We start from the raw sequence: 13,293 nt of genomic DNA, 5'->3' as shown, positions 1-13,293 counted from the left end.
GCGATGGTGGTTATCTTGAGTGGAGAAGGCTCAAGGAGCCACAAGGGATTGATAATCCGATGGAAAGGATGACTGGAATGGCACGTGCAGTAGGTATTGACCTCGGAACGACGAACTCTGTCGTTGCCGTGTTGGAAGGTGGCGACCCCACCGTTATCGCAAACGCTGAAGGCGCTCGCACTACCCCGTCGGTGGTGGCGTTCTCCAAGTCTGGTGAAGTTCTCGTTGGTGAAATTGCCAAGCGCCAGGCTGTGAACAACCCCGATCGCACCATTTCCTCGGTCAAGCGTCACATGGGGACCGACTGGACCGTCGATGTTGACGATAAGACCTACACGCCGCAGGAAATTTCAGCGCGCATCCTGATGAAGCTCAAGCACGACGCTGAAGAGTACTTGGGCGAAGACGTGACCGAGGCCGTGATTACGGTTCCGGCGTACTTCAACGACGCAGAGCGTCAGGCCACCAAGGAAGCCGGTGAAATTGCCGGGATGAAGGTCTCACGCATTATTAACGAACCGACCTCGGCAGCTTTGGCCTACGGTCTGGACCGCGGTAAGGAAGAAGAGCAAATTCTGGTCTTCGACCTCGGCGGTGGTACCTTCGACGTCTCCCTGCTGGAAATCGGCAAAGATGAAGACGACTTCTCGACCATTCAGGTTCGGGCTACCGCAGGCGATAACCGACTGGGCGGTGACGACTGGGATCAGGCCATCGTGGACTGGTTGCTAGAGAAGGCCAAGGCCTCTGGTGCGGATCTGTCCAAGGACAAGATCGCTTTGCAGCGTCTGAAGGAAGCCGCTGAGCAGGCCAAGAAGGAACTGTCCTCGGCTACGTCAACCAATATCTCCCTGCAGTACCTCTCGGTCAACGAAAACGGTCCGGTGCACTTGGACGAGCACCTGTCTCGGGCGAAGTTTGAAGATCTCACCTCGGACCTGTTGCAACGGACCAAGAAGCCCTTCGAAGATGTCATCAACGAAGCCGGCATCACCGTGGGCGATATCGACCACGTGGTGCTGGTTGGTGGCTCGACCCGTATGCCCGCGGTGGCCGATTTGGTCAAGGATCTAACCGGTAAGGACGCCAACAAGGGTGTCAACCCCGATGAGGTCGTAGCGGTCGGTGCTGCGATCCAGGCCGGCGTGCTCTCGGGTGACCGCAAGGATGTGTTGCTGATCGACGTCACCCCGCTGTCGCTGGGTATTGAAACCAAGGGCGGCGTGATGACCAAGCTGATCGAGCGCAACACCGCCATCCCGACCAAGCGGTCCGAGACCTTCACAACCGCTGAGGACAACCAGCCTTCGGTGTCCATTCAGGTCTTCCAGGGTGAGCGGGAGTTCACCGCCGACAACAAGCCACTGGGCACCTTCGAGTTGGCCGGTATTGCTCCGGCTCCGCGGGGGATGCCACAGATTGAGGTCACCTTCGACATCGACGCCAACGGTATTGTCCACGTCTCGGCGAAGGACAAGGGTACCGGTACTGAGCAATCGATGACCATCACTGGCGGTACCTCGCTGTCGGATGAGGACATCGACCGCATGGTCAAGGACGCGGAAGCTCACGCTGAGTCCGATAAGAAGCGTCGTGAAGCAGCGGAGCAACGCAACGCTGCCGAGCAGAGCGCCTACTCGGTTGACAAGCTCATCAAGGATAACGACGAGAAGCTTCCGACCGATGTGAAGGAAGAAGTTCAGGCCGACGTCGACGCGCTGAAGGCCGCATTGGAGAAGGAAGACAACGACGACGAGGTCAAGGCTGCCTTCGAGAAGTTGCAGGCTTCCCAGACCAAGCTGGGTGAAGCGCTGTACGCTTCCAGCCAGGATGAAGCCGGCCAGGCTGCCGGTGGTGAGGATGCAGGATCCTCCGACGATGAGGATGTTGTAGATGCCGAAGTTGTCGACGAAGATGACGACAATAACAACAAGTAAATCCTGCGCCCAATCACTAGCGGTGTCAGTCCATCCGGGCTGAGGCCGTGTGAGCCAGCGATGGGCCGGCCAACCGGCCGGCCCATCGCGCTACCGCCCCGGCTTTGTAGAAAAGGAATGTGTGATGACAGACCAGCACAACTCCCAGGATCCAGACAAGGGTCGCGACGAGGAAATCCGTTTCACCGATAAGCGCAAAATTGACCCGGAGACCGGAGAGGTTCGTGACCCGGTCACCCAGGCAGAAGACATTCTCAGCCAGGCCACTGACCAGCAAGGCACCGATGCGGGACAGGGCATCGACAACGAGCACAGCGAGCCGGCAGACAGCTCTGGCGAGGCCTCAGCTGAAGCCGCCGAGTTGCGCGACGATCTGCAGCGTTTACAGGCGGAGTTTATTAACTACCGTCGTCGTGTCGAACGGGATCGGGACGTGGCGAGGGATAACGCCACGGTGGCCATGCTTGAAGCGCTGTTACCAGTGCTTGATGACCTCGATGCGGCCCGTGAGCACGGTGATCTTGTTGACGGCCCCTTCGCCGCGATTGCCCAAAAACTAGACTCAGTGTTGAGCCAGTTTGGCCTCCAGCGCCAGGACCAGCAGGCTTTGGCAGGAGAAGAGTTCAATCCCGCGCACCACGAGGCCATGTTGCGGCAACCCTCCGACGAGGTACCTGCCGAACACATTGTGCAGGTCTTCCGTAACGGCTACGTGCGCCATGATCGAGTGATTCGGGCAGCGCAGGTGATGGTTTCGGCCGGACCGGCCGACGAACAGTAGGGCGCGCAGTAGGACGCGCAACAGGACGAGACGACAACGATTCGAGACCACATCGAGACCGGCCGGAGGTGACAGCATGGTCGGTCGTGGTGGTCACTGATGATGAGCGAAAGGAGGCACCATGGCCTCACAGGATTGGGTGGATAAAGACTTTTACGCCACCCTGGGTGTCTCCAAAGACGCCTCTGAATCCGATATTAAAAAGGCCTACCGGAAACTGGCCCGCAAATACCACCCGGATCAAAACCCCGGTGACGAAACCGCGGAGAAAAAATTCAAGGACATCACCGAGGCCAACGCGGTCTTGAGTGATCCGGAGCAACGTCAACAATATGATGCGATTCGGGCCATGGGCTCTGGCGCTCGGTTTACCGGCGGACCGGCCGGTGGTACCGGTGCCGGAGGAGCCGGGACTAGTGGTGCTGGATTCGAGGATATCTTTGGCGGCCTGTTCAATCGTGGCGCTTCGGGAGGATTCTCCCGGGGCGGGGCACAGGGCCCGGACTTTTCGGACCTCTTTGGTGGATTTGGAAATTACTCGCCACCCCGGCAAAAAGGCGCTGACCGCAAGGCCGAGACCAGTATTTCCTTTGGCGGAATGGTGCGTGGCACCACCGTGCAACTACGGGCCGCCGACGGGGAAATCACCGAGGTTAAAATTCCCGCCGGCATTAAGGATGGGCAGACGGTGCGCGCTCGCGGTAAGGGCCAGCCGGGCTCGGGCGGACGCGGGGACCTGTTGGTCACCGTCCACGTCACATCTCACCCCTATTTTGTCCGCGACGAGCGACACCCGGAAAACGTACGCGTGAGGGTACCGATCTCCGTGGACGAAGCGATCCTCGGGGCGACCGTGGAAGTACCGACTCTGGATTCTTCCGTGAAGGTGAAAGTCCCAGCCGGATCGTCCTCGGGTAAAATTCTGCGACTGAAGAAGCGCGGTATTAAAACCAAGAAGACGGAAGGTGACTTGCTGGTCGAGCTGGAGATCGCCGTTCCGGATCAGCCCAACGATGAGGTTAAGGCCGCCGCTGAGGCCTACGCGCAAGCAACCCAGGGCAATAATCCCCGAGCCGGGCTAGCACAGAAAGCGAGCCTGTGATGACAGCCCGCTCCGGACGGAAAGATTGGGAGAACCTGTTCGCAGAGTTTGAACAATTCGACCCCGACCACCCGGCAGCCGCCGACCCGATCTTTGTAATCTCGGTGGCTGCCGAGCTGGCTGATATGCATCCCCAGACCCTGCGCCAATATGATCGTCTGGGATTGGTGGTCCCGCACCGCCAGGGTGGGGGACAGCGCCGCTACTCGGTGAGCGATGTGCACCGGTTGCGTCGCATTCAACAGCTCTCCCGCGATGGTATTTCGCTGGAAGGCATTCGTCACGTCGTGGAGTTGGAACGTGAAGTCCACTCGCTCCGGCAAACCATTTCCCACCTGGTTGATCAGGTGAACCTCTTGCACGCCTACGGTCGTGTTCCCCGGACTTTCACCGCAGCGGCCGGGGGAGACGTTGTGACAGACTTCCGTTCGGCAAGCATGGATGCGGAACCGGAACAAACCCAGTCTCCACCAGCACACGGGCAGTCGTCACAGCGTCGCGGTGATCACGATCAGCGACGCGAAGTGACAACCGTGCAACGCGCTCGCGTTTTGCGGGCCCTGGATTCCCGCCTCTCCAGCTCTAAAGCACTGCCATGGCGCCCCGTGGATTACGTGGATTAATAGAGCGCCACGAGCAGGCCTCAGCCCGGCTCAAGACCATTCAGCGTCACCGGGAACGCCTCTCGTCCGAGGAACGGCGCGTCCTGGACGGTATCGTCCACGCACTGAAACCGGACTCCATGAAAGACCTGCTCGCCCCGCGCCATCTGCTGGACTTTGACCTGGCCCGCGAACGGGTGCTCATCGGGGTTGGCGAGCTCGACGAGCCCACCCACGTCAGTTGGCAAATCTCCGGGATGAGAATTAGCGCCTCGAACAACACCTGGGGTGCTGCGCGGGAGGCGGCCCAACTGCACCTAGCTCAAACCATGGTGTTACCCCATGCTCGTCCCCTGGTGATTAGCTGGCTGGGGCACCCGGCCACCTCGGCGGTCGATGTGCTCGGGGTCCGGGCGGCCTATACCGTCGCGGACCATCTCGCCACGGACTTATGGGACTATCTGGGATACTGCCCACAGATCACTCCGGATGTTCACATCGGGTTAGAAGCCCACTCCTACGGTGGATTATTCACACTGAAGGCTGTCCACCGCATCGCGTTGTGGGCACAAACTCGTAGCGACCGAATTCACCCGTGGTACTGGTGGAGAATCAATAGCGTTATCTTTTCCGGCCCGGTGGGTATTCCTCAGTCATTACATGTGCAATTGAAAAGACTCCGAGAACTTCAGGTGCCGGTGATTCAACAGGCCTGGCAAATCCGTGCTCGCGGCGACTGGCTGTCAGTCATTGGCCGGGTATTCTCGGGACGCCGACGCCTGAAAGTGCCCTCACTTTCATCCGGCGCAGCTCGTGAGGTTCCCGAACTGGTCGTGGCCACCGGGCATAACACCACCAGTGGGACCGGGTATCGAGATTTGGGGACTAGCACGCTGTACCGGCTGGCCCAGGCCAGCCTGGGAATTGTTGAGAAGACTTAATCCGTTGTTCAGTGAAACTTCTGTCGCCGTCTAGGTGTCCCTCTTAAGGTCGGTATGTCTCAACACCATTACTTGCCTTGAGGAGGGTACATGAGCGTGCGCAACAAAGTTGTTGCTGTTCTGACAGCATCAGCACTGAGCGCCTCGGCACTGGTGGGGTTATCCCAGATCAGCCAGGCAGCCGTCGCCGACGAACCGGTGATCAATGAATTTGTCACCGATGAACAGGGAACAGATACCTACGAGTTCGTTGAAATCCTGATCCCTGAAGGATTCGACACGACCGAGCTACGCATCCTGGGCGTTGAGGGCGATAGCAATAATAACCAGGGCAACGTCGTGCACAACTACGAGGCCAGTGGTCTTGACTATGACGCCGACGGCCGCGGGTTGCTCACCGTTCCGCAGAATGGCTTGCAGAACGGGTCACTGAGCTTGTTGCTGGTACGCGGCAACCCGGGCACCAACGCTGTGGTCGACGCTGACCGCAACGGTGAGATTGACGCCGACGTCAACTTTGAGGTTCTGGACGCTGTCGGAATCCACGACGGAGATAATGGCGACTTGGCCTACGGAACTGAATTGCGCGCCTCGACCTTCGAGGGCTACACCGGTGCACTGGGTGGCGCCTCCCGGGTTCCTGATGGATCTGACACCTGGGTGCCGAACGCCTACAACGGTGCTGGTCTGCCCGGTAACCCCAACCAGCCTCGGGGTGACTTTGAAGTGGCCAGCACCCCGGGTGAACCAAACGGTGAACAACCCTCCGAAGACCCGACGGAAACTCCGACGCCGACTGATCAGCCCACCGGTGTTTGCCAGGCGGAGGCCACCCCGATTAACCAAGTGCAGGGTGAAGGCTCGGAAACGCCGCTCAAAGGCCAGAACGTGACCGTCCGTGGTGTGGTTATCGGTGACTTCTGGAATAAATCTGGGGGTTCCAACGGTTTCTGGATCCAGTCGCTCCCCGATGATGTCGATGACAACGACCAGACCTCCGAGGGTCTGTTTATTCACAATCCCGGTCACGATGCACCCGAGAACGGCACCGTGGTGACTGTGGCCGGCACCGCCGGTGAGTACTATGAGCAGACCCAGCTCTCGAAGACCACTGTCACCGAGTGCGATACCGCTGAGCTTCCCGAGCCGGTCGAGATCACCTTCCCGGTGGAAGACGACCTGGAGCACCTGGAGGGCATGCGTGTCAACGTTGCTGAATCGGTCGTACTGGAGACCTACCAGTTCGCTCGGTTCGGTGAGATCGTCGTGGGACCGGAGCGCCAGTATACGCCGACCGCTATTCATGCCCCGGATTCTGCCGAGGCCGAAGAGCTGTACGAATCCAACCAGGCCAACCGCATCACCATTGATGACCGCAACTCCATCCAGAACGTGCACCCGGCTATGCACCCCAATGGCGAGCCCTTCACCGTAGACAACATCTTCCGCGGTGGGGATCAGTTCAACAACATCACCGGTGTGATGGATTACCGCAACAACAGCTGGAAGATTCAGCGCACCGAGGCTGCCGAGCACCTTGCCGCGAACCCGCGTGACACCGAGGTACCCGAGGTGGGCGGTGACATCAAGGTTGCTGCCTTCAACGTGCTGAACTACTTCACCACCTTCAACGAGCGTGGGGCTCGCAACGAGGAAGAGTTCCAGCGCCAGAAAGAAAAGCTGGTAACCGCTATCGCCACGATGGACGCCGACGTTGTGGGCTTCATGGAAATCGAGAATAACTCGGATGTGGCATTGCAAAACCTTGTTGACGGTGTCAACGAGTACTTGGGCGAAGAGCGCTACGTCGCCGTGGAGACAGGCAAGCTGGGTACCGATGCGATCACCACTGCCATGATGTATAAGCCCGATGTGGTCACCCCTGTTGGAGACCACCAGGTACTGGACGCTGGCGTCGATGCCCGGTTTGACACCAACCGCAACCGTCCCGCCCTGGCCCAAACCTTCACCGCGAACACCGAAGACGGTGCGGATAAGGAGCTGGGAGAGTTCACTCTGATCACCAACCACTTGAAGTCCAAGGGCTCCGAGTGCGGTAACGAAGCTGATAACACCCACCTCGTCGGTAACTGCGATCCGGTACGCACCGAGGCCGCCAAGGCGCTAGTGGACTGGTCCAAGGACATGCCCAAGCCGGTCATTATGGGCGACCTGAACGCATACGACCATGAGAACCCCATTACCACCCTCACCGATGGCGGATTCGTGGACCTCAAGAAGAAGTACGAGGGTGAATACGCTTACTCCTACGTCTTCGACGGCCAGCTGGGCTACCTGGATTACGCACTAGCACACGACTCCTTGGAGCCATTCGTCACTGGCGCTGCGTCCTGGAACATCAACTCCGACGAGGTGCCAATTCTCGGTTACGAAACCCGATACAACACCGATCCTGCACAGTCGGAGATCTACGAGCCGAACGAATTCCGTTCTTCTGATCACGATCCTGTAGTCTTCGGGCTACGGTTGACTGCTACCGATGAACCGACTGAAGAGCCCACCGAGGAGCCGACTGAAGAGCCCACCGAGGAGCCGACTGAGGGTACCGAGGATCCGACGGAGGGCACTGAGGAGCCGACTGAGGGTACTGAGGATCCGACGGAGGGCACTGGGGAGCCCACTGAGGTGCCTACCGAGGCTCCGACTGAGGGTACCGAGGGTCCGACTGAGGGTACCGAGGGTCCGACTGAGGGCACTGGGGAGCCGACGGATGCTACCACCGAAGACTCGACCGAGGACACTTCCGACGGTGCTCAGGATCCATCCAAGGATGGCGACGAGTCAACTGAGAACCAGGGCGACCAGGTCGCTGGTGAGGATCAGTCCAAGTCTGACTCGGACAAGGGTGGTGCACTGGCATCCACCGGTGCCGGCGTCGTAGCGATCATGCTACTGGCAACTGGACTGGTATTGGCAGGCATCTTGCTCACCCGTCGCCGGGCTCACTAATCACTGACCCGGTACTCTAAATAGTCCGCCCGCGGGGCCACCTGATGCAGGTGACCTCGTGGGCGGACTGCTACCTGCTCCGTAAAACGAAGTGGCACGACGTCGCGTGAAGAGACTAGGCGGGATCAGCGAACAACAGCTACGCGAGCCGTGCGATGGCCGTTAGCCGCCGAGAGCAGACCTTGGTTAGTGATCTGCCACGCGTTGATAGCACAAGTCGAAAATATAGCGACCTGCCTCAGTTGCTTTCCGCTCGAAACTAGTGACCGGACGGGTTGTAAATCGTGGTGCCCAGCCACCGATGGTATCCAGAGCTTCGGCTTCTTGTACGGGCTGGTTATTATCAGTGCCCTCACGCTTCGCACGTGTCAACGGAGAGTCTGGGCCGCGCAAACGGTGCGGATAAAGATTCGTGAATTTCGGGTGCTGGTCCATGACGGCGCGCATTTGCTCGGCGTAATTGGACCAATCAGTGGCCAGCCGTAGAGTGCCTCCTGGACGTAGCACGGTGGCAAGTTTGGTGACGAAACCGGTCTGAATCAGCCGACGCTTGTGATACCGGGCTTTTTGCCACGGATCGGGGAAGAAAACCCAGACCTCCTGGGCCTGGCCTTCTATAGCGTCAATGACCTCCGGGGCGTTGGCCTCAATTCCCCGGATATTGTCGAGCCCCTCGTCCACCATCGCTGCGAGGAGTTTACCTAATCCTGGCGTATAGACCTCCACGGCCAGAAAATCACGTTCCGGGTGGGCCTTCGCGCCGGCGATGGTGGATTCCCCGTGACCAATCCCGATGTCGATCACGAGCTCAGCGTCACGACCAAAGAGTGCAGACGGTGAAATCACAAAATTAGGGTCTACCGACATCGAGGTGTGATGCCGTGGCACATCGACGATCCACTGGCCCAGCGATTCATCCCAGAGCTTTTGGCGGTTAGGGGAGAGCTTCGTTGAACGGCGCACAAAAGACACCGGAGTCCGATGATATTTCTCCGGAATAGCGTTGTCAGAGGTCCGTGAAGAGTCTGAAGAGGTCATCCCCATCAGTTTAGGCCGGTTAATATCCTCGCTCAGCCGAAATTGTGAGAAGGGTCGTGATATTTCCAGTGCAAACCCTATAAAGTGGGATCCGGAAAACGTTTCTTGAGGAAGGACTTCCGATGAGCATTGTTCAAATCCCTCTCCGCCTAGCGGCCGGCGCATTTGTGCTGAACTCCGGGCTGAATAAGCGCAAGATCTCCGATGAACAAGCTGAAGGTCTGCGCGACATGGCTGCCCGCGGTGTCCCTGCTGTGAAAGATATGTCCGGCGAAGAGTTCAAGAAGTTCATTACCACCACCGAGATTGGTGTGGGTGCTTCGTTGCTGGTTCCGATGGTTCCTGGTTGGGTCGCTGGTGCTGCCCTGTCCGCCTTCTCCGGTGGTTTGGTTTCGATGTACCTGAACACCCCAGAAATGACTGAATCCGACGGCATCCGTCCTTCCGAGTCGGGTACTGCGGTTGCTAAGGACATCCTGTTCTTGGGTAGCGGTATCGCCATCACTCTGGACTCGCTGTTCAACCGAGGCGGTAAGAAAAAGAAGGCCGCGGCCAAGCGGGCCAAGAAGATCTCGGCTGCCAAAGACGATCGAGTAGAAGCTATCCAGGAAGCCACCGACCAGAAAGTCGAAGCGATCGAAGAAGCTCGCCAGAAGTTCAAAGCCGATCGTAAGCAGGCCCGTCAGGAGCAGAAAGAAGCCCTGAAGAAGGCTGCCAAAAAGGCGAAGAAAGGCTCCAAGAAAGTTGCTAGCAACCTGAATCTTGGCTAAGTCTGAGAGACTCTTGCTGTGATAGGCACAGCAGAGGTGTAGTTGTCACCGGTGCGGGATGGGACTTCTGTGGAGGTCTCATCCCGCACTGCTATTCTGGCACTTGGCTGTGGCTGACTGATCGGATCGAGTCAGCACCGCGACCAAGAAATCGGAGTCCTCGTTAAAGGGGTGGGCTTGCCAGGAGGAGAATAGTTGCTCGATGTCAAAGCCACAGGCTCTAGCGTCGGTAAGAAAATCTCGGAAGTCCCAGCCACGGCCGGCGCCGAAGCCAATGATTGCGCGCGAGTGTGCCTGCGGTGCCAGTAGCTGACAGAGGCTCGTGAGAGCGGGGTGCCGACCGTTCTTCGACAAAAAGCCCATAACGTTGCCCGCCGAAACGATGAGATCAAACGGTTCAGACAGATCGAGTCGAGCTTGTGCTGACAGGCTGGCCGGTAGTTGCTCCAGATCGGCTACATGCCAGCGACCATTCGGGAAATCCTCACGGGCCACGTCAATCAAGTACTCGTCCAGATCAAGGCCAATGACAGTATGCCCGCGGGTGGCAAGATAGCCTCCGGTCCGTCCGGTCCCGCACCCAGCATCCAGGATTCGGCTGGATCGATCGGCTAACGCATCCACCAGTCGGGCCTCACCGTCAAGGTCTTTCCCCTCACGGTGGAGATCACGCCATCGTTGCGCATAGCGCACCGAATGTTCCGGGTCGCGAGCGATCATAGAACGCCAGGTGTTGTGGTCGGGTAAAGGGCAGCCGGATGATTCAGCCAAGAGGTTCATGAACTAGTCTCCTGTTCTTTCTTCGAAGCCGCTGGAGTCTTCTTGAAGTTGCTGGCGACGTTCGTTGATATTGGACCGGGTTGGTCGCTGGGGCGGATAGACCAACCGTGCCCCGGTCTCTGGATGAACTCGTTGACCCTCATAGATGTTGTCTCCGAAATCTTCGGGAACAAAGACGGACCGGTAGGGCTTTCCGGTCGAGCTGGACCTGCGGGGCCTATTGATGGCGAAAATACTTTTATTCTCGGCTAATTGCGCGGTCTTCAAAGTGGTGATGGGTTCTTCAGTGTGCACCGAATAAACCACGACGTGGCCGACATAGTCGGTGAACCGTGACCGGTAGTCCAGGATCTCGAGCTGTCGAGTGTGTTCGGGAGACAACTGCAACCGGTCCCATGCGGGCAATCCCTCGGCCAACTGCTTGGCGCGCAGATACTCAGCATCCCAGGCGGCCCCAGCAATCATCACGATCGCACCGACCCAGAGAAACAGGATCACGTAAATCGTTCCGTAGAAGGTGTCGAGTACTCCGTCAAAGATGGAGAAGTTCTCTAGCAACCATCCAGTGAGGACTAGCCCGGCGAACAGTGTGAGCACGGTGAATGCCCCGCCCGCAGTGATAAACCGGTAACGGGGCAGATTCACATTGGGCCCGCGGTAGTAGGCGGCTGTAATCAGCAAGATCAACACCAGCAGGATGATGGGCCATTTGACCGTATTCCAAGCATTGACCGATTCTTCGGAGAGGTTCAGCATCCCACCGATGCGACGGGAAAAGTCGCCTCCAATAATGATCAAACCGACCAAGGCCAGTGAGGACACCATCAGCACAATGGTTTCGACGAAGACCACCGCGCGCATCATGAAGAAGTTACGTCCCTCACGGGTCCCGTAGAGAGTATTCATGGCGCGGTGGAAGGCGGCAATGACTCGTCCGGCTGAGAACATCGATCCCAAAATGCTGATCACAATCGTCAGGACAGAACCAGATGTTTCTGAAAAAGCCATCAAGGTCGTGGTAATGACCTCGGTATCTAGTGTCGGAATCAACTCGTGAATGAGCTCGGCGACCGTCCCGATGGTTTCATCGGCCAAACCGAGAAGTGAAACGACCGAGACCAAAACAATCAGGGCCGGCAGGACCGAGAGCAACAGAAAGAACGTCATCGTGGCAGCAACATCCCACACCTGAAGTTCGAGTAGTCGCGTGATCGTACAACGCAGTACGAACCAGACGGTGGGCCGAGGGTTTTGATACGTCTGACGTTGTTTCCTGGCCAACCGGCGGGTGAGAGGCATAATATGAGCCTATCGAATCATCGCCGGTCAGCCGAGAGAACGTGCAGGGCCAAGGACAGGTACCGCGTCGATACTGCTGGGGGTATGGGATAAGACGGTACGATATTGACTATGAAATTGACTATGAAGAAACGCGGTCACGTTCCCTCCTCACCGTTGCAGCCTATGGTGCTGAGCGCCCTGTTCCTGAGTCTTGGGCTGGCCCTGAGCGGTTGTCAAACAGAAGAAGGCGGTCCGGAACCGGAGGACTCGGCCAATACGTCTAGTTCTCCCAGTGATGAATCGTCTGTCGAAACCAGCCGTGATGACCTATCGGAAATCCTGATTCCGGCAGAACATTTGCCTGAGGGGGGAGCCACCGAGTTTTCGATTGAAAGTTTCCAGAGCCAGCCATTGAGCCTCTACCTGACACTGACCGGTTTTGAACCCGAGGGTACATGTGGTGAGGCGATTGATGCGGTCAACTCCTACACCTCACAGGTATCGCACGGTGTAACCGGCGTATACGACTATGGCGCCGACGCCTCTGACTCCCCGTCGCCCTCCGAATCTGAGGAAACCTCGGATACTAGCTCCGACGGTCCCGAGACCCAGGAGCTCTCCGGAGAACCACACGTGGAGATCATGGTGTTTGAAACCGCTGAGGAAACCCGGCCAATGAAGTTGTTCTCCGAGGTTGCCGAAAGTTGCGACACCATCGAATCCGATAGCGTCGACGGAGCCGAAGCGACCTTCGAACAACTGGAATCCTTGCACGCGGTGCACGTGGGCATTAAAGCCAGTCGTGATGATGACCTCGAGAACCTCTATCTCGGTGGTGGTTCCGTGGGTGGACAATACCACGTCTATATTGTGGCCAATAACATCAGCCCCGACGACGCGTTGAGTCTCTATACCGAGCAGATTCAACGTCTCGAGCAGCTCGTGGACCCCGCAGAAGTTGACGATACCTCCTCAGCAACAGAGTCTGCCTCGCCGGACGAAAGCTCCAGTACCTAACGGCTGCAACCCGGATCCTGTGGAATAAAACCTCCCACCGCAGGGTTGAGTTAATTAGACTCAAGTATTATTCG

11 protein-coding genes are annotated in these 13,293 nt (G+C 58.0%); 8 read left to right on the top strand and 3 right to left on the bottom strand.

Annotated features, from left to right (window positions below):
* Positions 1–77: 77 nt before the first annotated feature.
* From dnaK to DYI20_RS04345, 6 genes are all read left to right on the top strand, one after another.
* Positions 78–1,937, top strand: coding sequence for a molecular chaperone DnaK (gene dnaK / locus DYI20_RS04370; protein ID WP_122548932.1), 1,860 nt, complete (start codon positions 78–80; stop codon positions 1,935–1,937).
* Between the two features lie 124 nt (positions 1,938–2,061).
* The gene (locus DYI20_RS04365; RefSeq protein WP_110100710.1) at positions 2,062–2,718 is read left to right on the top strand and encodes a nucleotide exchange factor GrpE; all 657 of its coding nucleotides are present in this window, start codon (positions 2,062–2,064) and stop codon (positions 2,716–2,718) included.
* A 121-nt stretch (positions 2,719–2,839) separates the two neighbouring features.
* Positions 2,840–3,820, top strand: a complete 981-nt coding sequence (locus tag DYI20_RS04360) for a DnaJ C-terminal domain-containing protein (protein ID WP_110098040.1) — start codon at positions 2,840–2,842, stop codon at positions 3,818–3,820.
* Positions 3,820–4,443: a heat shock protein transcriptional repressor HspR gene (locus tag DYI20_RS04355; protein ID WP_122548931.1), complete on the top strand. Its 624-nt coding sequence runs from the start codon at positions 3,820–3,822 to the stop codon at positions 4,441–4,443. Before DYI20_RS04360 ends, DYI20_RS04355 begins: the two co-directional genes overlap by 1 nt.
* Positions 4,416–5,363, top strand: a complete 948-nt coding sequence (locus DYI20_RS04350; RefSeq protein ID WP_122548930.1) for an alpha/beta hydrolase — start codon at positions 4,416–4,418, stop codon at positions 5,361–5,363. Before DYI20_RS04355 ends, DYI20_RS04350 begins: the two co-directional genes overlap by 28 nt.
* Before the next feature lie 90 nt (positions 5,364–5,453).
* Complete coding sequence (locus DYI20_RS04345) at positions 5,454–8,333, top strand: ExeM/NucH family extracellular endonuclease (protein ID WP_122548929.1); 2,880 nt, start codon at positions 5,454–5,456, stop codon at positions 8,331–8,333.
* Between the two features lie 186 nt (positions 8,334–8,519).
* Here the strand turns inward: DYI20_RS04345 and trmB are convergent, their stop codons facing one another.
* Positions 8,520–9,371, bottom strand: a complete 852-nt coding sequence (gene trmB, locus DYI20_RS04340; RefSeq protein ID WP_166769851.1) for a tRNA (guanosine(46)-N7)-methyltransferase TrmB — start codon at positions 9,369–9,371, stop codon at positions 8,520–8,522.
* A gap of 122 nt (positions 9,372–9,493) precedes the next feature.
* Here trmB and DYI20_RS04335 point away from each other — a divergent pair, with 122 nt between their 5' ends.
* Positions 9,494–10,141, top strand: coding sequence for a hypothetical protein (locus DYI20_RS04335; protein WP_110100708.1), 648 nt, complete (start codon positions 9,494–9,496; stop codon positions 10,139–10,141).
* Positions 10,142–10,219: 78 nt separating this feature from the next.
* Here DYI20_RS04335 and DYI20_RS04330 read toward each other — a convergent pair whose 3' ends face one another.
* The gene (locus tag DYI20_RS04330) at positions 10,220–10,921 is read right to left on the bottom strand and encodes a class I SAM-dependent methyltransferase (protein WP_110110217.1); all 702 of its coding nucleotides are present in this window, start codon (positions 10,919–10,921) and stop codon (positions 10,220–10,222) included.
* Positions 10,922–10,924: 3 nt separating this feature from the next.
* Positions 10,925–12,109, bottom strand: a complete 1,185-nt coding sequence (locus tag DYI20_RS04325) for a YihY/virulence factor BrkB family protein (RefSeq protein WP_183145592.1) — start codon at positions 12,107–12,109, stop codon at positions 10,925–10,927.
* A 222-nt stretch (positions 12,110–12,331) separates the two neighbouring features.
* Here DYI20_RS04325 and DYI20_RS04320 point away from each other — a divergent pair, with 222 nt between their 5' ends.
* Positions 12,332–13,219: a hypothetical protein gene (locus DYI20_RS04320; protein WP_147472514.1), complete on the top strand. Its 888-nt coding sequence runs from the start codon at positions 12,332–12,334 to the stop codon at positions 13,217–13,219.
* The last annotated feature ends 74 nt before the right edge of the window (positions 13,220–13,293 follow it).

Origin of the sequence: Auritidibacter ignavus (assembly GCF_003703835.1) — a bacterium.
Taxonomy (GTDB): Bacteria; Actinomycetota; Actinomycetes; order Actinomycetales; family Micrococcaceae; genus Auritidibacter; species Auritidibacter ignavus.
Note: the sequence above shows the minus strand (reverse complement) of the source record. Positions and strands in the feature narration are given on the sequence as shown.